General features: G+C 61.9%; 22 protein-coding genes, 1 tRNA gene and 1 pseudogene. 9 read left to right on the plus strand and 15 right to left on the minus strand.

The features are described 5' to 3' along the window. Positions 1-15 precede the first annotated feature (15 nt). Complete coding sequence (locus AC630_RS09675; RefSeq protein WP_283808406.1) at positions 16-432, plus strand: DUF3182 family protein; 417 nt, start codon at positions 16-18, stop codon at positions 430-432. Between the two features lie 581 nt (positions 433-1,013). Here the strand turns inward: AC630_RS09675 and AC630_RS09685 are convergent. The 4 genes and pseudogenes from AC630_RS09685 to AC630_RS09700 form a co-directional block, all read right to left on the minus strand. Then, positions 1,014-1,641: pseudogene (locus AC630_RS09685) on the minus strand (LppY/LpqO family protein); the annotation flags it as partial. 22 nt (positions 1,642-1,663) lie between these two features. Next, on the minus strand, positions 1,664-2,392 hold the full coding sequence (locus AC630_RS09690) for a hypothetical protein (RefSeq protein WP_074118306.1): 729 nt from the start codon (positions 2,390-2,392) through the stop codon (positions 1,664-1,666). Then, complete coding sequence (locus AC630_RS09695; RefSeq protein WP_283808404.1) at positions 2,389-3,807, minus strand: ABC transporter permease subunit; 1,419 nt, start codon at positions 3,805-3,807, stop codon at positions 2,389-2,391. The genes AC630_RS09690 and AC630_RS09695 overlap by 4 nt, the downstream gene beginning before the upstream one ends. Continuing rightward, positions 3,749-4,495, minus strand: a complete 747-nt coding sequence (locus AC630_RS09700) for an ABC transporter ATP-binding protein (RefSeq protein ID WP_074118310.1) — start codon at positions 4,493-4,495, stop codon at positions 3,749-3,751. Before AC630_RS09700 ends, AC630_RS09695 begins: the two co-directional genes overlap by 59 nt. A gap of 943 nt (positions 4,496-5,438) precedes the next feature. On the opposite strand from AC630_RS09700, the gene AC630_RS46205 reads away from it, so the two are divergent. Further along, positions 5,439-5,861, plus strand: coding sequence for a hypothetical protein (locus tag AC630_RS46205; protein WP_208866991.1), 423 nt, complete (start codon positions 5,439-5,441; stop codon positions 5,859-5,861). A gap of 160 nt (positions 5,862-6,021) precedes the next feature. Here AC630_RS46205 and AC630_RS09710 read toward each other — a convergent pair whose 3' ends face one another. Further along, entirely contained in the window at positions 6,022-6,963 is a 942-nt protein-coding gene (locus AC630_RS09710; protein WP_074118311.1) for a transcriptional regulator GcvA, read from the minus strand. Between the two features lie 127 nt (positions 6,964-7,090). Here AC630_RS09710 and AC630_RS43625 point away from each other — a divergent pair, with 127 nt between their 5' ends. Both AC630_RS43625 and AC630_RS09715 read left to right on the plus strand, forming a co-directional pair. Next, the gene (locus AC630_RS43625) at positions 7,091-7,327 is read left to right on the plus strand and encodes a DUF1127 domain-containing protein (protein WP_143197933.1); all 237 of its coding nucleotides are present in this window, start codon (positions 7,091-7,093) and stop codon (positions 7,325-7,327) included. A 47-nt stretch (positions 7,328-7,374) separates the two neighbouring features. Then, entirely contained in the window at positions 7,375-8,067 is a 693-nt protein-coding gene (locus tag AC630_RS09715) for a glutathione S-transferase family protein (RefSeq protein ID WP_074118313.1), read from the plus strand. Positions 8,068-8,123: 56 nt separating this feature from the next. Here the strand turns inward: AC630_RS09715 and AC630_RS09720 are convergent, their stop codons facing one another. Further along, positions 8,124-8,354 carry a hypothetical protein gene (locus AC630_RS09720; RefSeq protein ID WP_074118315.1) on the minus strand — a complete coding sequence of 77 codons (231 nt, stop codon included), beginning with the start codon at positions 8,352-8,354 and terminating at the stop codon, positions 8,124-8,126. A 246-nt stretch (positions 8,355-8,600) separates the two neighbouring features. Here AC630_RS09720 and AC630_RS09725 point away from each other — a divergent pair, with 246 nt between their 5' ends. The 5 genes from AC630_RS09725 (at position 8,601) to AC630_RS43630 (ending at position 12,827) form a co-directional block, all read left to right on the plus strand. Beyond that, on the plus strand, positions 8,601-9,368 hold the full coding sequence (locus AC630_RS09725) for a sulfite exporter TauE/SafE family protein (RefSeq protein WP_245330326.1): 768 nt from the start codon (positions 8,601-8,603) through the stop codon (positions 9,366-9,368). A gap of 99 nt (positions 9,369-9,467) precedes the next feature. Next, entirely contained in the window at positions 9,468-10,505 is a 1,038-nt protein-coding gene (locus AC630_RS09730) for a Cj0069 family protein (RefSeq protein ID WP_074118319.1), read from the plus strand. Positions 10,506-10,778: 273 nt separating this feature from the next. Continuing rightward, positions 10,779-11,843, plus strand: coding sequence for a transglycosylase SLT domain-containing protein (locus tag AC630_RS09735; RefSeq protein ID WP_074118320.1), 1,065 nt, complete (start codon positions 10,779-10,781; stop codon positions 11,841-11,843). A gap of 397 nt (positions 11,844-12,240) precedes the next feature. Further along, on the plus strand, positions 12,241-12,666 hold the full coding sequence (locus AC630_RS09740; RefSeq protein ID WP_143197934.1) for a site-specific integrase: 426 nt from the start codon (positions 12,241-12,243) through the stop codon (positions 12,664-12,666). After that, positions 12,663-12,827, plus strand: a complete 165-nt coding sequence (locus AC630_RS43630; protein ID WP_167561164.1) for a hypothetical protein — start codon at positions 12,663-12,665, stop codon at positions 12,825-12,827. The genes AC630_RS09740 and AC630_RS43630 overlap by 4 nt, the downstream gene beginning before the upstream one ends. Positions 12,828-13,101: 274 nt before the next feature. Here AC630_RS43630 and AC630_RS09745 read toward each other — a convergent pair. From AC630_RS09745 to xylB, 9 genes are all read right to left on the minus strand, one after another. Further along, a tRNA-Lys gene (locus AC630_RS09745) sits at positions 13,102-13,177 on the minus strand. Positions 13,178-13,345: 168 nt separating this feature from the next. Then, positions 13,346-13,954: a Spy/CpxP family protein refolding chaperone gene (locus tag AC630_RS09750; protein ID WP_208866992.1), complete on the minus strand. Its 609-nt coding sequence runs from the start codon at positions 13,952-13,954 to the stop codon at positions 13,346-13,348. A 213-nt stretch (positions 13,955-14,167) separates the two neighbouring features. Then, positions 14,168-15,181, minus strand: a complete 1,014-nt coding sequence (locus AC630_RS09755; protein WP_074118326.1) for a TRAP transporter substrate-binding protein — start codon at positions 15,179-15,181, stop codon at positions 14,168-14,170. Between the two features lie 253 nt (positions 15,182-15,434). Next, positions 15,435-16,997, minus strand: a complete 1,563-nt coding sequence (locus AC630_RS09760; RefSeq protein ID WP_074118328.1) for a 2-isopropylmalate synthase — start codon at positions 16,995-16,997, stop codon at positions 15,435-15,437. 378 nt (positions 16,998-17,375) lie between these two features. Next, entirely contained in the window at positions 17,376-17,639 is a 264-nt protein-coding gene (locus AC630_RS09765) for a hypothetical protein (RefSeq protein WP_074118400.1), read from the minus strand. 240 nt (positions 17,640-17,879) lie between these two features. Further along, positions 17,880-18,827, minus strand: a complete 948-nt coding sequence (locus tag AC630_RS09770) for an ABC transporter substrate-binding protein (RefSeq protein ID WP_074118330.1) — start codon at positions 18,825-18,827, stop codon at positions 17,880-17,882. A 93-nt stretch (positions 18,828-18,920) separates the two neighbouring features. Next, complete coding sequence (locus tag AC630_RS09775; RefSeq protein ID WP_074118332.1) at positions 18,921-19,961, minus strand: ABC transporter permease subunit; 1,041 nt, start codon at positions 19,959-19,961, stop codon at positions 18,921-18,923. Next, complete coding sequence (locus tag AC630_RS09780) at positions 19,954-21,477, minus strand: sugar ABC transporter ATP-binding protein (protein WP_074118334.1); 1,524 nt, start codon at positions 21,475-21,477, stop codon at positions 19,954-19,956. Before AC630_RS09780 ends, AC630_RS09775 begins: the two co-directional genes overlap by 8 nt. 148 nt (positions 21,478-21,625) lie before the next feature. Further along, a complete protein-coding gene (gene xylB / locus AC630_RS09785; protein ID WP_074118335.1) occupies positions 21,626-23,071 on the minus strand; it encodes a xylulokinase in 1,446 nt (481 codons plus the stop codon). Positions 23,072-23,074 lie beyond the last annotated feature (3 nt).

Below are 23,074 nucleotides of genomic sequence, written 5' to 3' on the forward strand. Positions count from 1 at the left end.
GGCTAGGCGCATCTCATCTGTGTTCGGGGCGGCTGGTCAGCACTCGAGGGTCTTCCCATGGAAGCCGAAGCGAGGCTCGCCGTAAACCAGGCTCGCAGATATGACTGCAACGCTGCCAAATTTCCCGGCTTCCTGGCCTCACGCCGCAACTACGACGTCGGACAAGGCATTGATGGGCGCGGACAGTGGCGATCCGGCGTGTTCGAGGCTTCGTGGCGCTCGGGTGGCGCGAGCACTGCCGAACTCGCCGCCCTCACTGCCTTCGCCAATAATCCGGGCCTACAGGTGGTCGAGACCGCGTCCGTCAAGGAATATGGCAGACCGCGCAAAATTCCGGTTGGCGCCGCCATTCATTTCCACGGCAACGATCCTGAGGAGGGACCACTGGTCAGATACACGACAGCGATCCGGGCTCTGCGCCTGGCAGCGTAGGTAGAGCAATCCAACCAGGCGCTCCTTGCTGGCTGCTATTTCACCATCACCCACGCCGGCTGCAACAGTGGATAGCCGATACCGTTGCCGCGATCAGAGCCGGATTGCTGATCTTCCAGCGAAACAGCACGGGCGCTCATAGACGTCGCGATAGTGGACCTGATCGGTCACTTCCTTGTCCGACAACTTTGCGCGTATCTGCGGACGGGTAATTTCCGGAACTTTCCTGCGACAGCAACGCCGACATCGAGAGCAACGAGACTCCCGATGCCGGCAAATACCGCGATGAACCGCCCTACGCGTAAGCTCGCCAACTTAGCTCCCTCATTTCTTGCAGGCCTTGAGGCACATCTGGTACTCGGTCTTGCAGGCTGGTCCGGCGTAATTCATCATACACGCCTTTTTGCTGCTCGGCGCACCCCCTGCAGGACGTTTGAGCCTGAGCGGTCGCGTTCACAGCAAGGACAGCCGTCAATAGAGATAAAGTCAGAACAACGTTTCGCATTCGATCTTTCTCATCATGAAAGTGCCTGACGCCGCGCGCCTGCGTATCCGGCGCGCGGAATCAATCTTGTTTCCCAGCTCTTGGTGCTGGCCGTCTTGTCCAGGGCGGATCGAAGTCCCTTTGCCAGCTTTACCGCGTCGTCATTCGCCCAAAAGTGGAGAAAGAACAGCCTTGGCTGTTCGTCCAACATATGGCTATGGACCGCCGTCACCTCGATTCCGTTCTCGAGGAGTGCTCTGATCACCGGATTGACCTCGTTGCCGGTCAGCACGAAATCGCCCGTGATCGCCGCCTTGCCACCCCCAGTCGGTTGGAAGTTGATCGCTTGCGCCACTCCCATCGGGCCTACCGGCGCAATCTGCATTCCGCCTTTCGTTCACCGGATCGCGACGCGGCACGGCAAAAGCATACACGCCGCCATTGTTCTGGCCGTTGACGCCGATGATCTTGTCGAGCTGCGCCGTATCGAGCTCCACGGCAGGTGCCGGACCCGCGGCGGCGACCGTCATTGGCGTCTTGCTGGCGGCCAGAGCATCGTGAATCACACCGGCCATTTTGAGGGGATCGCCGTGACCGCTGACATGCATGTAGAATGTCGCCGGGTTCGCGCGGAGCAAGTGGTTGTGGACAGCCGTGATTTCGAGCCCGCCCTCCAGCAGTTTGGCCATCACCGGCCTCACTTCAGCTTCGAGCAGCACGAGATCGCGAAAACGGCTACACGCTCTCTCAATCAGTGGTGGCTGCTACGGTGTAATCTGTGAAATACATGTGACTGTCGGCCTTCGACCACAGACCGATCCGGCCAGAAACCGGCTGCGCCAAGGTGTGCTCAAGATAGAGTTTGCCATCGAGATAGCCTTCGACCTTCGCACCGTTGATGCGGACCTTGAGCTCATGCCACTGGCGGGTCGGGGTTGGCGTATTCCGTACCCATTTGACCGCGGAACGCTTGCCTTTCTCGAACTTCCAAAGGACGACATTGTCCTCCAGACAATTTGCGCGAACGGTCAGGTAGTCGCCATTTGGCTTGAGATTGAAGAGAATCCCCGCCCCCTGATCGATCCGACCGGACAGGCCTTCAAAACGCACCGAAATCTCACCTCCGCTGAAATTGTCGATCTTCGGCGCGACCGCGTAGGGGTAATAAGCGTAGGCTTGCACGCGATCGAGAAATTCGGCGTAACGCTCACCGTAGAGCGCACGAGCCTTGTCGGCGATACCTCCCGATGCCTGCCCTTCCTTCCACTGGCGACCATCAACCGTGAGGACCTTCTTTCCGCTATCCTCCTCGATGCGCCATGTACCGACCACCGGCACGAACGACTTGGGCTCCGCGCCGATCGTTTCACCCGTGAAATCGATCCTGATTGGCCCGGCAGCGAGGCCAGGCAAAGCCAGTGCGACGAGTCCGACTGCCGCAAACACCGCTGCTGCGCGCTCTTTTCTCGTGCTCATGACTTAGCTCCTTTGTCGACGAAACGGGGCCTGATAGCTGGACGGCGGATCCACCACCACGCGAGTGCGATCAGAAGCGGCAATCCAACAAAGAACCAGAGTAGTGTCGGGTCCGCACTCGCGACCAACGGATAGCCCGGATACTCTTCGCCCGCGCCAGGTGCGGGCGGTTGCGCGCCCGCGAGCGCATACAGTAGCGGCAGTATCTCTCGCGGGCTCGTCGATCGGCTCACGTCGCTTCGGTTGCCGTAGATGTATTTGATTTGACCATAAGCACCGGGCGAACCCGGCGCGTTCTGCCGCGCGCCCGCGAGAACAATCGCCACGTCCGGCATGGCCCGCTCGAGCTTGGCCAGAACATTCCGCCGCAGATCGATGTAGCGGGGATCCTCGGGAGCGAGGTTCACAGTGATGACCAGCGGCAAGCGAAGCGTCGCGAGCAACCGTTCATCGGCTGCAGAGAACGAGTTTCGTCGATCTTCGCTTACGTCTACAGATTTCCTGACCTGAGTAGCGGCGCCGAGAGCAAGCACGATCATCAAGAGGCAGACTAGGGAGCGCGCGAACTTCGTCCGCCGGTGCGATCCGGGCAGCAACCAGATGATCGTGAGAGCAGTGAGCCCAGCAATCACGGTGGCTATGCCCAGCACCAGCCCGGCAGAGAGGAGCCCCTCCTCAAACGGCCGCAAGGTCTGCGTGAGCGACAACTGTGCAAACCACGCCGACCAGCCGGAGCGGCCCGCGAGCGTAAAGTCGAGCACCCATGAACCGATGGTCACGGCGAGCGCAACGATGGCAGCCGTCGCCGAATTGTCGGAAATGGTCGCCGCAAACAGCCCGATGCCACCGACCAGCAGACCGTACAGCAAGTGACCAAAGAGGAGGTTCAGTGTCTCTGGCGCGGCGAGATGGCCACCCAGGATGATCCACAGCGCGAGCGCGGAAAGCGCTGGGATGCTCACCAGAAGCCAACCCGTAAGCACAGCGCATAGTTTTGCCAGGACAAGCGTCGAGCGTCGGTACGGCAACTGTATGAGCAGGCGCAATGCGCCAGTTTCCTTCTCCTGACCCAAGACCCGAATTGCCACGAAGGGAAACAACAATGTCACCGCCACATAGAACGAGCCGAATGTCGGAACGAGGATTCCATCAAGCGGTGACAGGCTTCTCGCCAGAACTGGCGACTGCAGGGCAGCGGCACTTGACTCGCTGTAGAGCGCCACTGCCTGGACGAAGCTGTATCCGACGAGCGGACAGACCAACAGCGACATGGTCCAAAGTGCTCGCCCGGCCGAGATCTCGCGGAGCTCCTTTGCGAGCAGCGGAACGATCGGTGCGGTAGGTCGCACGTATGCCTCACGTGAGCGCAAGGAAGATATCCTCCAGCGATCCGTTCGGCAGTCCTGTCTGCGCACGGAGTTCGGCGAGTTCTCCGGCTCCCCGCACCTGCCCCGCTGAGAGCAGGATGACGCGGTCACAGATCCGTTCGGCGTCTCGCAACTGATGAATCGAGAGTATCAGCGTGCGTCCGCGCGCTGTCTGGCGGCGCAATACGCCCATGACGTCGCGTGTTTGCCGCAAGTCAAACCCGTCAAACGGTTCGTCCATCAGCAACAGGTCATGCGGCGCAAGCAATCCGATGGTCAGCATCAGGCGTCGGGCGTAGCCCTTTGACAGCGAGTGCACGCGCTTTCGCAGCACCGGCTTTAGCCCGAGCGCTTCGATAGCCGACTTGATATCTGCGTCTGACCGCCGAAAAACGTTGCCGACAAACGACACGACCTGCAGCGCCGACTGATCTTGATATGGACGAACGCCATCAGGCAGGTAGAACATGACGTCCCGTCGACAACCCACGCGTAACGGCTCTCCGCGCCAAAAGACGTCGCCGGAATTCACTGGCAGAAGTCCGGCAACGCCTTCCAGCAGCGTTGTCTTGCCAGCGCCATTCGGACCGATGATACCCAGGATTTCGCCCGCGACGGCAGAGAACGTCACACCGTCGATGGCGGCGCCCCCGCTTCCATAGCGCTTGGTCAGGTTTTTCACCCCCAGCAAAGGTGCTGAACGATCTGGCAAAAACCTGTCGTTGACGGTTGACATGCTGCGTCCTTCTCGGAAACTCCGGACGCGATACTTGGGCATGTCGCCTCATGGGGAGATCGCCGTCCCCATGGCCGTGAGTTTGCCAAAGCGGAATTGCTTGTCAATTCGGAACCAGCAACACCGATGCCTGCCAACTCCGCCGGCCATTCACTTCAGTTTGATCAAGCCACCCTGCACGCAGCTCTCTGCAGCGGCACCCCGCTGGGCAATCACTGACCCCTCGCATAAAGTCCGCCTACTGCCGATTTCAACGGTTCTCGTCACGTTCAGGATGCGCTTTCCAGTCACGGCCGACCGTTTGATGGTCCTCGTCAGGCTTAACAGCGGACCGTTCGCGCTCGCCAGCGGTTCGGCTGGCATTTTCTTCAGCCTTCCAGTCGCGTCCAATCTGAACGTTCTCACCTCGCCCCCCGCTCCTGGTCGCGAGACTGGTCTGATTGCTGCGGCGTTCGGTCTGGCTGCACCGGAGCAGACTGCCCCTGCTTGTAAGTTTTGGCCACCCCAGAATCTTCGGCCGATGCGGGGGCCAACGCAAAGGACAACGATATTGCCATTGCTAATGCAAGGAGTCGCATGATCTCTCCTCTCCGTTCCATAAACACTAACGGTGCGGGCCATTTTTGGTTCGGAGAGGAGCACTAGGACGCGGCTGCAGACCGAGAACGCAATGATAGCACCGTTCAAACACCGCTTCTGAGACTGCGAAGAGGATACAGAGCTTCGGTGCCGCGTGATCTGAGAAGTAGATTCTCCGCCATCCGCCGGAGTTCGCGTTTTTACACAGCCAGGGTCAAAGGCGGCCGTCATAGCGGTCGCGCACCCATTTTCGACGGATCTCTGAAAGGACGCGCACGAGCGCAAATTGCGGTCCCGCTCTTCGGAACAGAGAACCCCTTACTGTTGTTCAATCGTCCGAGGGCCTAACGCGAGGAGAACGGCTATGATTGCTGCCAACAAACTTACGGTCTTGGCCGCGGTACTTGCCTTCAGTGCCGGCTCCGCCATTGCCGGTCCCTGCAACACTGCAAGCCGCGATGCGGGCTCTGGCAATGTACATGGCTATACCGGACAGACCACAGGTTCCGCAGCGGCAAACTCGAAGGAACATTCACCAACAGCCGCAATGAACAAGGCAACGGAAGGTGCTGCAACATCATCAGAAGATGCGCAACGCCAGATGCAGGGCCAGTCTACCGCTGCCGAGCAATCCCGGGAGACCAAGCCCGCACCCTCGGGGCAGCCACACAAAACGACGATGGGCACGCCCGACCGAACCCAGCCCGCGCCCTCCGAGCAATCAGAGAAGATGACTGCTGGTGCGGCTCAGCCCGCGCCCTCCGAAAAGAAGCCCGGTGATTGCTAGTAGGCGAAAAGGAAATTCGCTGGGTTGCCGAGGATTCTCTTTGGACAGAAACTGTTCCGGCTTCCAATCCTGATGGCCCCACACAGGGGTGAGTGCCGTACCTTCTGCCTCGCAGATCGCCGCAAGCACGAACAACCGAGGTTCGCCTAGGAACATTCGGTTAGCCTGACCGCGGCTTCGCCTTGGAAGTCCTGGCGAGCGATTTGAGCTGGCGCAGGTCGTTCGACGCCTCGGCGAGTAGCCATTCGCGAAACGTTGCGATCTTCGGCAGCGCCGCGGTCGCCTTCGGGCAAACGATCCAATAGGTCTTCGACACCGGGGACGATTCCGGGAAGGCCATCACAAGCCGGCCATTGATCAGGTCCCAAGCCGCCAATGTGGTGCGCGCAAGTGCAATGCCCTGCCCATTGATTGCGGCATCGATCACCATGCTGGCCCGATTGAGGACCGGCCCGTGGATGACGCCAGCGTCATCTATGCCAATGCCGCGCAACCACTTCTCCCAGTCGGCGCGGCTGTCGAGATGGATCAAGGGAAACCTCAGGATGCCCCCAACTCTGTCGAGACGGCGGCGACCCGACAGGAGTTTTGGACTGCACACGGCAAAAAGGCGCTCGTTGCTGAGCCTGACAGCGTCTAGGCCCGGCCAATTGCCATCGCCATGACGCACAGCAAGATCAACTTCCTCGCGCGCGAAATCGACGTGATGCAGGGTTGCGGAAACACGAAGGTCGATTCCCGTATGAGCCTCGGCAAAATGGCCCAGCCGATGGACCAACCATTTGGCTGCGAAATCCGGTGAGGTACTGACTGTGAGAACGCCCGCGCTTTGCCGCTGCAGCAGACGCTCCGTGCCGGCGGCAATACGATCGAGCGCATCGCGCACGACAGCGAGATAGTCACGCCCTGCCTCGGTGATGATCAGCCGCTGGCGTTCACGATTGAACAGCTTGATCGCCAGCTCAGTTTCCAGCGCCTTCACCTGATGGCTGACCGCCCCTTGGGTAACGCACAGCTCCTCCCCAGCGCGTGTAAAACTTTCATGCCGGGCTGCCGCCTCGAAGGCCTTCAACGCATTCAGTGGCGGTAAACGCGGGCGCATCGCTGTGCTTCCCAGGAGTTCATTAGAAAAATTGGGGCAGGCCCGAGAAACGATGCTTTGCGGGCTTTGCCCGGCCGGCCGTATGGAGGCAACGGCAACTCGAAATCATGGGTTTAGGAGCGGTTCGATGTCAACGCTTTTTGCTAACAGCGAGCGTCTTCCCCGGCCTTGGCGCAGAACGACGTCCGAGGGTCATCAAACGAGTTCATGGTCGGCTCTGTTCGACCGATTGCTCGCTTGCAGCGAGCGGATGCACCAGCGCGCCGGTCTGCGGGCCATCGCTGATGACCCACACCTGCTTGCCGACCTCGGGCTCACCCGCGAAGAGGCCCTCGAGCAGGCCGATACGCCGTTCTGGCGATGATGCGCCCGGCCCGACTGGATTGATCGATTTTGACTGGAGATAGTCAGATGTCAGAGCCCATCGTCTACGGCTTTCCGCGCAGTACGTTCGTCAACATCGTCCGGCTGGTCCTCACCCACAAGGACATCGCCTACAGGTTCGAGGACCTCGAACCGGTGATGGGCAAACCCGAACATCTCTCACTGCATCCCTTCAACCGGGTTCCGATCTTCAGGCACGGGGACTTCATTCTGTATGAGACCAGCGCGATCGTCTCGTACATTGATGAGGAGTTCGAGGGGCCGCGCCTCACTCCGCAAGACCCGAGATCGCGAGCGCGCATGAACCAATGGATCAGCGTGGTCAATTCCTACGTCTACCCTTACATGATCTATCACGTGACGCATGAGCGTCTGGTCTTTCCGGAGCTTGGGATCGCTTCCGACGAAAAGGTGGTGTCGCACGCGCTGCCCAAGGTGGAGCTCGCGCTTTCGGTGATCGAGCGCGAACTCACCCATGGCGGGCAGTATCTCATCGGATCAGAGCTCACCCTTGCCGATTTCTACTTGCTGCCCTCCACGTTTGCCTTCGGCCTGACCGACGAAGGCCAATCTCTGTACCGGAAATTTCCGGCCTTCTGTCGCTGGCGCGCTTTAATGGAGGATCTACCGACGACCCGAAAGATGCGAGCGAGCCTGCCGCCGCGCGAACCCATATGGCATGCGCGCGAATGGGCCAATTCGCACCGACCGAAATACTGAGGGGCGGCATAACAGAAGTTGTTACGGAAGGCGCCAGCAATGCAGTTTCTCGAACGTTACTGCCGTTCCTTGACTTGGCCACTGCTGACGACGAGCGATACATCCTTACCGTTTTTCGTTGCCTTAACGGCGATGCCTTCGGCCGTAGATTTGATGTCCCGGATGTTCGTGTAGCCCGCGGATTGCAGCTTGGCTGTGAGCTCCTCCTGGGTGAGCGCATGGGCTGGCGTGATGAAGACGAATGCTAGGGAGCAGAGCAAAACCTGAAAGAGTGTTCGGGCCGACATGACATTTCCCTGCGATATTTGGTAGGTGACTGACTTATCAGTCTGGACCGCAACGCCTGTTCGACGGAGCAGTTCCGGGATCACAATATAGGCCCCGATGTATGATCGGTTTGACGAGGAACCGATTCCAGCCAAGTCACGGTGAATGAGTCACGGCCCGCATTGAACGCCGATTGAGCTTTCTCGGCGTTCGTACTAGTGTGCGCTTTGGGGACGTAGCAGCCTCCCCGTCAAGTGGGTCTTCCCATGCAAGGGCTGTTCGCTTTGTTATGGAGCGAACACATGGATGGGATATCTCTTGAGCTTCCGCTTTTCATTGTTGCGACCTTTGCCGGTGCTCTCGTCGCGGGTCTCTCCGGCTTTGCATTCGGCCTGATCGCCGCCTCGATCTGGCTCTACATCCTCACTCCCCTTCAGAGCGCCAGCTTGATCATCGCCTTTGGGCTGATTGTGCAAGGTTACTCTGTGTGGAAACTGCGTGGTGCGCTGGATTGGAGACGGCTCAGGCCATTCATCCTTGGCGCGGCACTCGGCGTGCCGGCTGGCGTGACGATATTGACCTGGAGCGATCCCGCCTTTGTCCGCGCGAGTGTCGGTGTGTTTCTCGTTCTCTACAGCCTATATGCAATGTTTCGTCCTGCGATCGCGCCAGTGAAATCACCGGGTGCTGCAGTCGATGCCGTTGTCGGATTCCTCAACGGCGCGTTGGGCGGCATTACAGGGCTCGCCGGAATCCTCGTCACGATCTGGTGTGAACTGCGCGGCTGGCCCAAGGATGTGCAGCGTGCGGTGTTTCAACCGGTCGCAGTGGCGACGTTCCTGGTGAGTGCGCTGTGGATCGGCGCCAAAGGCGCGCTCAGCGCGGATACGATCAAGCTCTTTCTGATCGGACTCCCTGCCCTGTTCGCTGGCACCTGGCTCGGTCTCAAGTTGTTCGGCCGCCTCAACGAGGCTGCATTCCGCAAGATCGTCCTGGTACTGCTTCTGGCTTCAGGCGCGGTCCTGATTGTCTAGCGTAGCGACCGATCCCGCCCGCTCGGGCCGCCCTGCCCTGATGCTACACGTGTAACGAATAAGCAATCGCATCGACCAACGAATCCGGAGCCGTTTTGCATGTCTAAGCCCACAACTCGCCTCGGCCGCATCGCCATCCTTTGGCGCGGCGATGAAGAGGCGCGCCGCAGTGCCTCGCCAGAGACAAGCCGGTTCAAGGACGTGTTCGCCGCGCTCGACGATATCGGCGTCGATGCGAAACCGGTGGTATATGAGGACGATGTCCGCGACGCTGTGCGCGCACAGCTCGCAACGTTCGATGGCGTGCTCGTCTGGGTAAATCCGATTCACGAGGGGCGCAATCGCGCCAACCTCGACGCGCTGCTGCGCGAGGTCGCGACCCGCGGCGTGTGGGTAAGCGCCCATCCCGATGTGATCCTCACGATGGGCACCAAGGAGGTGCTCCATCGTACCCGGACGATGAGCTGGGGCTGCGACACGGCCCTCTACCAAACGACCGAAGCAATGCGTGTGGAATTGCCGTCACGCCTCGCCATCGGGCCGCGCGTTATCAAGCGCAACCGCGGCAATGGCGGTCAGGGCGTCTGGAAGGTCGAGCTGCTGCCCAATCCAGGCACCCCGCCGATCGTACGGGTGCTGGACGCCACCAAGGACGCATCGGAGGACATGGCATTGGACGAGTTTCTCGAGCGGTGCACCGAGTATTTCGAAGAAGGCTGCGTGATCGATCAGCCGTTCCAGGCGCGCCTGAGCGAAGGTGTGGTGCGGTGTTATATGGCAGGCGATCGCTGCGCCGGCTTTGGCCACCACAAGGTCAAGGCGCTGGTCGAGGCGCCGGCCGCGCGCGCCGAAGCCGGACCGCGACTCTACACCTCCAAGACCGACCCGCGCTTCCAGCGCCTGCGCCGGTTGATGGAAGACGAGTGGACGCCGCAGCTTTTATCCCTGCTGGATATCCCGAAGCACGATCTGCCGATGATCTGGGACGCCGACTTCATGCTCGGCCGAGCCGGCGCTGATGGCACCGACAGTTACGTCCTCGGCGAGATCAATGTCAGTTCGGTCTTCCCGATCCCCGATGAGGCGCCGGCGGAGATCGCCCGCCAGGTTGCCGATCGGTTGCGGTCGAAACTCTGAGCGCTCAACGGTTCGCGCGCTGTAGCTTCGGCGAACGCATTTGCGCGCCCCGTGGAATGCCCGCGCGCCCTTCGAGTTCGCTATCGACCGTCCTGTTCCTCGGAGGAGGCGCATCAAGACCGCAACTTCCAATTTAGGCGATCTTGGCGACGCGGCCGAGACTGGCCGCACCTGCGCCACAGGTGCGCCCTATTGTCTTCCCTTCGCCTCCTTAAATCTGTGTGCCAAGTCGGGGATATGAATGGGGGAACCGCGGCCGCGCGGCTAGCGACATTGAAGATTTGGCAAGTTAGCTGCATTGCCTGCGCGCTGACCACGACATCGCTTGCCGCGATTCATCAGATCGCGATATCGCTCCCGAGCGTCGCAACGCCGAATGCGAGAGTTGCTGATGCATTCAGCGCCGTCCCGCTGAATGTGACGACGGTCCTGACAAATGCCCGCGCAGCGTTTCCGACCCCGGTCATCGAGGCGAAATTCGATACAGGATCATCGGCTAATGCGATCGTCGCTGCGGGATTCAGCGCCGCCGCGCCGGACTCGGTGATGCCGTCCGATGCAACCAGTTCGCTGCGGCAAGGGCGAATGTCGCAGGTCGCCAGCCTTGAGGCCGCGCCGCCCGAGAACGAGGCAGCTCCAGAGCAGGACCGTCCGCGCGCTACCTCGCCCAATCCAGACGAAGGGCAACTGTCGTATCTCAAGTACTACGTCTACTCGGAAATCCCGCCGCCGGAGAAACCCGCGAAGATCGCCTTGTCGGCGTTGAGCGGCGTCCCGCTCGGAACGCCCGTCCAGGAGATCGAACGCGCGGCCAAGGCGTTCGGTGTCGATGCCAATTTCATGAAGGCGGTCGCCAAAATCGAATCCGATTTCAATCCCAGGCAACGCACCGGCTCCTATATCGGTCTGTTCCAGCTGAGCAAGTCTGAGTTCAGCAAATACGGATCGGGCGACATTCTCAATCCTCGCGACAACGCGATGGGTGCCGCCTACAAGTTCGTCACCGAGGCTGCGCTATTCGAAGTAATAACGCACAAGCAGCCGACGTTTTCCGATCTCTACTTGATCCATCAGCAGGGCGGGGAAGGAGCCGCCGAACACATCAGCCATCCGCAGCGGATTGCCTGGAAATCGATGTGCGCAACCCAGGAGGGCGCGGCGAAGGGCGAGCGATGGTGCAAGCGCGCCATCTGGGGCAACACGCTGCCGGCGCTCAAACGCGAATGGAAGTCGGTCGATCGTCTCACCTCGGGCGCGTTCGTCGCGATGTGGCGGGACCGCGTCGACACGCTCTATGCCCGCTATCCAGTGCCAACTCCGCGGCGGCCGAACGCTTGAGATACAACAGTTCGCGACTGCCCCCACGCACACGTCTTGGCCCACATTCGCTTCGTCAAGAAGGTGTGTCGGCAATCTAGTTTCCGGCGCGGGGCAGGTTTGCGTTCCGCTTAGAGACTGGGTGGTTGCTCGGCCCCGGCGGCCGGATTGATCCCAAAACCTCGACCAGTGCCGCTCCGAGGCCCGGGCTACTAGATTATTCACGAGTAATCACGTCGGCTTATGGCTCTCTTAGACGACCTTGTCATCAACTCAAACGTCCGCATTGCGCTAAAAGCTCCCCTCCCCGCCAAGTCGCACTTTGACCCAACTGCGACATTGGCCGGATCGAAATCCCGCAATGTGGGGGCTCCCGACGGAGCGGTTGCCGGTCGATGAGCGCAATGTGGAAAAGGCCATGGCTTCGGCGGTCAAGATCGCCAAACGCGACATCATCTGGCGAGACGAACACATCAACGCGTTCCTCGCCGTGGCATCAAGAGAACTCGGTGACGCGTTGGTCATGGCGCTCTGGACGGGGCAGCGGCAAGGCACGCTGATCAGCGTCGCCTGGCAGCAATACGATGGCACCTGTATTCGATTGGAGCCGAACAAACAGCGTCGCCGTAAACGGAAAAAGCGACTGGTGATCCCGGTCGGCGGCCTATTGAAGGAATTGCTCGATGCGCGCCGGCCGGAAAAGGCTGAAGGCCCAATTCTGCGCAACAGCTATGGCGAACCGTGGACGAGCGATGGATTCCGATCGTCATGGGCCAAGCGTTCGATCGGGCCAACCTTGGTGACTACGATCTGCATTTTCACGATCTGCGCGGTAGCTGCGTGACGCGCTTGGCAATGGCTGGATGCAGCGTTCCTGAGATAGCGGCGATCACTGGTCATAGCCTGAAGGATGTCGAGAGAATCATTGGCGCCAACTATCTCGGCGGCCAAGCCGAACTGGCTGAACAGGCGCACGTCAAGATGCAGGCCAAGTACGGGGCTTAGTCGACGGGCGTCGAAATCCCGTTCGGATCGCGAACCGCCACATGCCTGTTCGGCTCTCTTTGTTTCGCTCGCAGTGCCTCAGCGCGCGCCGATTCGGGATCAACGTGAGAGCTGCGCACACCGCCATGCACTACGACTTCCCAACGCCTTTCGTGCACGATCGCGACCTTCCCTCTTGAACGAATTACGAACAAAAACTGCAAACCGAGCAGCAAACCCTGCCGACCGTTCTAGGTCTGTCCGCTGCCAATGGCTACTAAGTGTTTGATTTATATGGTGGGCGCACCAGGGCTCGAACCTGGGACCCGCTGATTAAGAGTCAGCTGCTCTACCAACTGAGCTATGCGCCCGAAAGGCGGTCAATGCCTTGCGAGGCCGGTCGTTTAGCAAAGCGATCCGGGTCTGGCAAGCGATGTGATGCATGTTTTCCAAGAGTTCGTCCACAGGCCCCAAAAAGCGAAAAGCCGCTGGATTCCAGCGGCTTCGCCAAGGTTGATCTCCGGAAAACCCTCGAAGGCTCAGAGCCGGCCCTCGCTGTCCTGGTCCGGGCCGCTGTCCCGGTCGAAACGATCGCCGTGGAAGCGGTCCATACCCCGCTCCATCATACGGTCCATCATGCGGTTCATGTCGCGTTCCATGAAGCGGCCGGGCGAGCCGTCCTCGCCGCCACCGAACGGGCCACGGTGACGGGTCAGCATGGCGAGACGCCGCTTCTGGCCCTCGTCGAGCGTCTTGTAGAGTGGATCTGCGGCATCGGCGATCTTCTTCAGGGCCGCTGAGGTGGCGGCCATGTCCTCGGCGCGCTGACGGAGGCGAGCGACCGGATCCTCAGGCTTGTCGGCGTCGCCCGGGGCCGCATTCATCCGCGCATTGGCGCGGTCGATGCGCAGCTTGGCTAACTCGCGCACGGCAGCCTCGACCGGCGGCCAGAGCTTCTCCTGATCGGCGTTGAGCTTCAGCCCCGCATGGACGGCGGCGATCCGCGCGTCGACGAAGGCGGCGCGATCTTCCGGGTTCATGCGGATGTGGCGGAAGTGCTCCATCCACGGGCGATGATACTGGGCATAGACCGCGCCCGAGCCGGCGATGCTGAGCACGGCGATGGCGGCGATGGTGAACTTCCTCATACGAACCTCCTTTGGAAGGATGCCCATGAGGATGAGCGCCGAACCGCTGACGCGCAAATTACAACTTGGACAGGGAGCGCGTTCTTACGGAAATGTCACTGCCCTGAATTTCAGTTCAGTCACAATCTGAAATCATTCGCAACAAAGGGCTTCCGCGCCCGGCACGGAAGCCCTTCATTCATCACTCATCGTCTGTTTAGATGTCTGTTTAGATCAGTTCGTCGTGCTCTTCGCTTCCTTCTGGAACTCGTCGATCAGCGGCTGGCCGATGCGGCTTGCGGCGTCCTTGTAGACCGGCTCCATCGCCTTGCGCATGGCATCGTCCTGCTCCGGCGTGAGCTTGATGATCTCGCTCTTGCCACTCTTCTTGATCTCGGCAAGTGCGTCGTCGTTTTCCTTCTGCGACTGCGCGTTGTTGAAGTCGGTCGCTTCCTTCATCGCCTTCGCAAGCTGGTCGCGGATGTCGGCCGGCAGGTCATCCCAGAACTTCTTGTTCACGATCACGACGTAGCCGATGTAGCCGTGATCGGTCTCGGTGATGTACTTCTGCACTTCGTGCATCTTCTGGGTGTAGATGTTCGACCAGGTGTTCTCCTGCCCGTCGACGACGCCGGTCTGGAGCGCCTGGTAGACTTCCGAGAACGCCATCACCTGCGGCAGCGAGCCGAGCGCCTTGAACTGGGCCTGGAGCACGCGCGAGGACTGGATGCGGAACTTCACGCCCTGATAGTCGGCGGGCGTCACCAGCTTCTTGTTGGCGCTCATCTGCTTGAAGCCGTTGTCCCAATAAGCAAGGCCGGTGATGCCCTTGGAATCCAGCAGCTTGAGAAGCTTGAGGCCGAGCGGGCCCTCCGTCACCTTCCGCAGCGTCTTCAGGTCGGGAAGGATGTAGGGCAGATCGAACACCTCGAACTCGCGGATGCCGAGCGGGCCGAACTTGGAGTTCGACGGCGCCAGCATCTGCACACTGCCGAGCTGGAGCGCTTCGAGCTCTTCCTTGTCCTTGTAGAGCGTCGAGTTCGGGTAGACCTCGACCTTGACCTTGCCGGCCGTGTACTTCTCGGCGAGTTCCTTGAATTTCTCGGCCGCCTTGCCCTTCGGCGTGTCGGTGGCGACGACGTGGCTGAACTTGATGATGATCGGCGATTGGGCCGATGCCGGTCCGGTTAACGCCAACGCTCCGGTCAAGGCCGCAATCGATGCCGCAGCCCAAATCAGTTTCCGCATGCTTCCTCCCGCACATTTTTGTGGAGCGCGGATCGCCGGCCCCTACCCTTAAATACAAGCCTTAAAGTCAAGACTTGAAGCCAGCTTTATAGGGAAGCCGGCGGAGGTGCTATTGCCCCTTAGCAGGGGGCCGCTTGCAAAAATGCGGTATCCGAAACGAGAGCGAAGGGGAGCGGCTCGCACGACACGATGAACGAAAAACGCGGCGCTGAGGGCGCCGCGTTTCTGCCGATTGACCGCGTGAGAATGGACGTCAGCTTGCCGCTGCCGTCGTCACCGTATCGCGCTGGCGCTTCATGACGATCTTGTTGAGTGCGCCGAGATAGGCCTTCGCCGAGGCCACCAGCGTATCCGGATCCGCCGCACGCGCCGTCATCGAACGGCCGTCCTGCGACAAGCGCACCGAGACTTCAGCCTGCGCGTCGGTGCCTTCGGTCACCGCGTGGACCTGGTAGAGCTCGAGCTTGGCCTCATGCGGCACCAGGCGCTTGATGCAGTTGAACACGGCGTCGACCGGACCGTTGCCCTCGGCCTCCTCGATCTTGATCTGGCCGTCGACGTCGAGCTTCATGGTTGCGCGCTGCGGGCCATGGGTGCCGGCGATCACGGTCAGCGAGGTCAGCTTGATGCGATCGTGCGACGCCGCCATCTCCTCGTCGACCAGCGCCTCGATGTCCTCGTCGTAGATGTCCTTCTTGCGGTCGGCGAGCGCCTTCATCCGCGTGAACGCATCTTCCAGCTGGTTCGGACCGAGCTTGTAGCCCATCTCCTCCAGCTTGTGCACGAAGGCATGACGGCCGGAGTGCTTGCCGAGCACCAGCGAGGACTGCTTCAGGCCGACCATCTCGGGCCGCATGATCTCGTAGGTGGAGGCATCCTTCAGCACGCCGTCCTGATGAATGCCGCTCTCGTGCGCGAAGGCATTCCGGCCGACGATGGCCTTGTTGTATTGCACCGGGAACGAGGTCGCCGCCGATACCACCTTCGAGGCGCGGGTGAGCTGCGTGGTGTCGATCTTGTTCCAGTAAGGGAATTTGTCGTTGCGGACGTTGATCGCCATCACGATCTCTTCCAGCGCGGCGTTGCCGGCGCGCTCGCCGATGCCATTGATGGTGCATTCGACCTGGCGCGCACCGCCGACGATGCCGGCCAGCGAGTTGGCCACCGCCATGCCGAGGTCGTTATGGCAGTGCACGGAGAACACCGCCTTGTCCGAGTTCGGCACGCGCTCGATCAGCGTCTTCATGAAGTACGTGTATTCCTCCGGCACCGTGTAGCCGACGGTGTCGGGGATGTTCACCGTGGTGGCGCCGGCCTTGATGACGGCCTCGACGATGCGGCACAGGAAGTCCATCTCACTGCGGGTGCCGTCCTCGGCCGACCATTCGACATCGTCGATCTGGTTGCGGGCGCGGGCGACCATGGCGACCGAAGTCTCGATCACCTGCTCCGGGGTCTTGTTCAGCTTCACCCGCATGTGCAGCGGCGAGGTCGCGATCACGGTGTGGACGCGGCCGCGTTTCGCAAATTTCACCGCCTCGGCGCAGCGATCGATATCGGCGGGATGAGCGCGGGACAGACCGGCGATGACGGCGTTCTTGGAGCGGCGGGCGATCTCGCTGACCGCCTGGAAGTCGCCTTCGGAGGTGATCGGGAAACCGGCTTCGATGACGTCCACGCCCATATCATCCAGCAGCTCGGCGACCTCGAGCTTCTCCTCGAAGGTCATGGTGGCGCCGGGGCACTGCTCGCCGTCGCGCAGCGTGGTGTCGAAAATGATGACGCGGTCCTTCTCGGACTTGTTCACGGGGGCCATTACTAGATTTCCTTTTGAGCTTTTGCGCCGTTCAGTACTGGGCGCTTGAGGTGTCCGGTGATCTCGTACAACCCCTGAGTGCCCAGGCGCGTGGCGCCCAGCCGGCCCTCAGGGGCAAGTAAGAAGAAGGCCGCCGATAAGGAGGGTGGGCAGCAGCGCGGCCGGGATCGTGGCGGCGGCCAGAGCCACCTCCCCCGAAATCCCATCGATTTGGCCGCGAATCAGCATTGCCAGACCCTTTTAAGCCCTGAAATCCTCGGTCAAAACCGTTGACGGTTGGTTGCCGGGAGGCTCGATGTGCTGTTTCTAGACGAGAATTGGCAGCAACCGCAACGCCAAAAGATGGTCAGAATAGCTGACCTGATTGTGGGCGCGCGGTTATCCGGTGCGGCGGGCGCGTGCCCTGGTTTCCCAGCGATCCAGCATCTGGCCGAGCTCGCCGGTTGCAGGTGGCGCAATCCGATTGATGTTTGCAACCTCGTTGGTGTTGGCAGGTGCGTTGGCCTTGAGCCAATCCGGCTCAGTATATTCGCGCCAGCGGCGCGCCTCAGCCCGCCTTTTGCGGGAGACGTAATCGCGCGTGAAATAGCCGGCAGCAAACGCGATCCCAAGCAGCAAAACCAGTACGACGACGCCTAACACCATGAACTCCGGCCTTTGCCCCGAAAGACGTTCTGCCAGCATCGCGCAGAAGATCAAGGCTTGACATGCCCCAAGCCCGGGTCCGGTCAACAGCTCGATGCGGGGACGAGTTATCGCCTTTGCACCTCGCACACGGCAATGCGGAAACAGTTTGGCGGAGGCCTGCATCCAGCGCTCCGGCCCCACCTGCAAGAGGCGGCGCCGGAACCCGCATGGTGACGCACTTGCCCGGATCAGGCGCTATTGCGAGCGGTCCGAGGTCCAGCCCTTGTATTCGCCGACATTGTCGCGCGTCACGAGCTTTGACGGCAGCAGCTCGACCGTCGAGGCCGGCTTCTGTCCGTTCAAGATGCCGACGCCGACCTGCACGGCGCGGCGCGCCATGAAGAACGGGTCCTGAGAGGCGGAGGCCTGGATCTGCGGCGAGCCCGGATCCTTTAGCGCGGCCTCGATGTCGGGCGCGCCGTCGACCGCGGTGATGATGATGCCGCTGCGGTTCTGCTGGCGCGCGGCGAGATCGGTGCCGATCGCCTGCGGATCGTTGATAGCGAAGATCGCATCGATCTTGGGGAAGCGGGTCAGATAGCCCTGCGCAACCGTGAGGCCGCCCTCGCGCGAGCCCTTGCCGTCCTGGTCGCTGGACAACACCTTGATGCCGGCATTCTTGCCGAACACGGTCTTGCAGCCATTGACGCGATCGATCACGGCAGAGACCTGCGGCCCGTTTTCGATAATCACCTCGCCTTTGCCGCCGAGCTTGTCGACGATGTACTGGCACGAGATTTCGCCGGCCTGGACGTTGTTGGTGGTGACGGTCGCATCAGCGCCTTCGGCCGCGGTGTCTACGGCCACGACGATGATCCCGGCGGCCTGCGCCTTCTTGATCGCCGGGCCGATCGCCTTGGGATCGCCGGGGTTGAGCAGGATCAGGTCGACGCCGGCGGCGATGAAATTGTCGATCTGGGTCACCTGCTTGCCGAGATCGTATTCGAAGCCGACGGTGGTGATCTTTACGTTGGGATTGGTCTTCTTGGCCTCGAACTCGGCGCCCTTCGACAACGCGACGAAGAACGGATTGCCCATCGATCCCAGCGAGACGCCGATCGATTTGAGCTCTTTTGCGAAGGACGGCGTGGTGCTCAGGGCGAGCGCCATCGCAGCGCCGGCAAGCGTGATCGTCTTCAACATGGGCTTCCTCCCTGGTCTGTCCTCATCCCCGGGCACGGCAGACCAGTTGCCGCAACCGAATCCATGTCGCGCGCTAGGTGCGCGCCGAGCCTTTTAGGTTCTGGCGGAGCCTTGCAGCCGGTAACGGTCGAGCGCGACGGCGCCGATGATCACCAGGCCCTTGATGACGTATTGCCAGATGTCGGACACTCCGACGAGAATGAGGCCGTTCGACAGCACGGCGATGATCAGCGCGCCGACCAGCGTTCCCCAGATCGAGCCAATGCCGCCGACGAAGGAGGTACCGCCGAGGATCACCGCGGTGATGGCGTCGAGCTCGTAGGACTGGCCGAGTTGCAATCCGTTGGCCGCATAGAGCCGTGCCGCCTGCATGGCGCCCCCTAGCCCCGCCAGCAATCCCGACACCCCGTAGACGAAGATCAGCACGGCCCAGACCTTGATGCCGGCCAGCCGCGCCGCGCTCTCATTGCCGCCAACCGCGTAGATGTGCACACCGAGCACGGTCCGGCGCAGCACAAGCCAGGACACGAGGATGACGAGCAAGGCTATCACCGACAGCCATGGGATCGACGCTACACCGGGAATGAGCGTCAGCGAGCCGTTGCCGATGAAGGCATAGGGAATGGCGGGGTTGAACACCGTGGTGTCGGCGCCGAGCAGGCGCGCCAGCCCGCGCACGGCGGTGAGCGAGCCCAGCGTCACGATGAAGGGTGGCAGCCGCAACAGCGCGATCAACGCGCCATTGATGACACCGAAGCCAAGGCCGGTGAGGACGGAGACCGGCAGCCACAGCGCGCCGAACTCGGGCAGTTGCGACAGCGTAAGCCCCGCCATCGCGGAGGCCGCCAGAATCGAGCCGACCGACAGATCGATACCGCCCGTGAGGATAACGAAGGTCATGCCGGCGGCGAGCACGGTGTTGACGGCAGCCTGCTGCAACACGATGCCGAGGTTTTGTCCCGTGAAGAAACGCCCCTCGGACAGCACGTGAAAGCCGATGCAGAGGATCAGCAGCACCGGCAGCATGCCGAGTGCGCTGATCAGCATCCGCACCCGTTGGCGCCCGGTTTCCGCGGCGGTGCCATTGGTCGCGCCCGGGGCGGTCTTCGCCTGCGAAGCACCATTGTCAGGCATCGAGATGCTCCATCCCAGTGGCAAGCGCCATGATGCCCTCTTGCGTCAGCGGCGAATTCGGCCCGCGCGCGACCTCGCCGGCGATGCGGCCCGCGCGCATGACGATGACGCGATCGCAGATGCCGATGATCTCCGGCAGATCGGACGAGATGACGAGGATCGCGGTGCCGGATTTGGCGAGATTGTCGATGATCGAATAGATTTCGGACTTCGCGCCGACATCGACCCCGCGGGTCGGCTCGTCGAGGATCAGTACTTTTGGCGCGATCGCAAGCAGCCGTGACAGCAGCACCTTCTGCTGGTTGCCGCCGGAGAGCCCGCCGGCGGAGACGCCGACATTGGCGGCCCGGATGTTGAGCGACGTGAAAGCCTTGTTGGCACGGTCGCGCGCCTTGTCGCGATCGAGGATGCAGCCGAGTTTTGCGTCATGGCCGAGGACGGCGAGATTGATATTGTCCAAGCACGACATGTCCAGGAACAGGCCGAGCGCTTTCCGATCTTCGGTGAGATAGGCGAGGCCAGCCTCGAGCGCCTCGCCGGGCGTACGAATATTGACTTCGTGGCCCTCGACCTCGACGCGGCCGGATGTCCTGGTTCCAGCGCCGATGATGAGAAGCGCAAGCTCGGTGCGGCCGGCGCCGATCAAGCCGGCGAGCCCGACCACCTCGCCCGCATGCACGGTGAGCGAACAGCCCTTGACGCGTTGCCCGTCCGCCATGTCGATCGCCGCAAGCACGGGATGACCCCGCCCGCCGTCCGGATCATGCTCCTTCTTGTAGAAAGAAGAGACGTCGCGCCCGACCATCAGGCGGACGATGGTGTCGGCGCGAATGTCGGCCTTGTCGAGCGAGCCGACCAGGCGGCCGTCGCGCAGCACGGTGACGCGGTCGCCGAGTGCGTAGACCTCGTCCATGCGGTGCGAGATGTAGATGATGGCGAGGCCCTCGGCGCGAAGCTGGCGGATCAGCGCGAACAGCCGCTCGCTCTCGCCGGCCGACAGCGCCGTGGTCGGCTCGTCCATGATCAGGATTTTCGACCGCGCGTGCAGCGCACGCGCGATCTCGACGAGCTGGCGCTGGCCCATGGACAGATGCGCGACCAGCGTCGACGGCGAAAAGTCCGCGCCCAGCCGCTGCAGGATCGGACCGACGCCTTCGCGCATGGCGCCGCGCGCCAGCAGGCCGGAACTGGAGATCTCGCGGCCGAGATAAATGTTCTCAGCAACGGTCAGGTTCGGGGCGAGTGAAAGTTCCTGATAGATGATCGAGATGCCGGCCGCGCGGCCGCCGAGCGGGCCTTCGATCCTGACCGACTGGCCCTCGATGCGGATCTCGCCGCCGGGATCGGGCCGGTAGGCACCCGACAGAATCTTCATCAGGGTCGATTTGCCGGCGCCGTTCTCACCCATCAGGGCATGAATCTCGCCGGCATAGACGGTGAGGTCCACCGCCCGCAGCGCTTTAATGCCGAAAAAGGATTTCGAGACCCCGCGCATCTCGAGGATGGGATCGTTCATCGTGCCTCCCGGCGCAACGCGTTTCCTGTCCGCGTCTTTTGGGTTTGGCAGCGCGGTTTACGCATTAAACAAAAGGCCGCGGGAGAGGGCAATACCGAACCGGGGGCGTCGAGGCGATCGAACGCAATTTTACACGCGGAAGATGCGGCTAGTGACCCGGCCGGTACAGCTTGCGCCACTCGATCAGCCGCGCGGCATAGGCCTCGCTGAGCGCGCGGTCGGGTTCGAACGTCGTGATGCGCCGCGGCGGCGTGCACACGCTTGTGATCGTCTCGCCGGTGACGGCAAGACGCCCCAATCGTGCCGCGCCGAACGCAGCTCCAGTCTCGCCGTCAGCAAAACGATGGATCGGCACGCGCAGGACATTGGCCAACACCGCGAGCCAGAACGGCGACCGCGAGCCGCCGCCGATGACGTCGGCTTCCGCGACTTTGATGCCCGCGCTGGCGAGCGCATCGCGGCAATCGGCGAGCGCAAAAGCCACGCCTTCGAGCACGGCCTGCATGATCGCGGAGCGATCGGTACCGTGATCGAGGCCATCGAGCAGGCCGCGGACGTCGGGATCATCATGCGGCGTCCGTTCGCCGGAGAGATAAGGCAGGAAGCTAACGGGCGACGGCGCCTGCGGACGTTGACCGAGCGGCGCCAGCAGTTCCGCCTCGGAGGCGCCGAACAACCGCGCGGCCCAGGTCAGGCAGGACGCCGCCGAGAGGATCGCACCCGCCTGAAGCCACATCCCGGGGATCGCATGGCAGAAGGTGTGCACCACCCGCTCCGGGTTCGCGGCGACTGCATCGGTCGGCGTCAGCAACGCACCTGAGGTTCCGAGCGAGATGAACGCGCTGCCCGGCCGGATCGCACCGATGCCGACCGCGCCAGCCGGATTGTCGCCGGCGCCGCCCGCGATCGCCGGTTGCTTCGTCATGCCCCAGCGCTGCGCGAGCTCCCGCGTCAGCCGCGTCGCGGGCGCACAGCCCTCGACAAGGCGCGGCATCTGCGCGCGCGACAGGCCAGTGGCCGCGAGGCCCTCGTCCGACCAGTCGCGCCGCGTCACGTCGAGCCAGAGCGAGCCCGAGGCATCCGAGACGTCCTCGATCGCCTCACCTGACAGGATCAGGCGCAGATAAGCCTTTGGCTGCAGGACGAGCTTCGTCGCGGCAAAAATCTCTGGTTCGTGCGCCGCGATCCAAAGCAGTTTTGGCGCGGTGAAGCCCGGCATCGCCTTGTTGCCCGTCGCGCTCCGCAGCCCGGGCCAGCGCTCTTCCAGCAAACGACATTCGGCGACGGCGCGGCCGTCGTTCCAGATAATGCAGGGCCGCAGCGGCTTGTGGTCGGCATCGAGCAGCGTGGCGCCGTGCATCTGACCGGACAAACCGATGCCCTCGACCGCGGCAAGCTCGCGCGGATGATCCGCCTTGAGGGCATCCGGTGTCGCAAAGGCTGCCTCGATCCATTGCCGGGGATCCTGCTCGGAATGGCCTGAATGCGGCGAGAGCGTCTCGATGGGATGGCTGCGGTTGGCGACCACGCGCTGCGTGTCGTCGACAAGCGCGGTCTTCACCGCCGAGGTGCCGAGATCGATGCCAAGATACATGAT

Source organism: Bradyrhizobium sp. AS23.2 (assembly GCF_001908185.1).
Classification (GTDB): Bacteria; Pseudomonadota; Alphaproteobacteria; order Rhizobiales; family Xanthobacteraceae; genus Bradyrhizobium.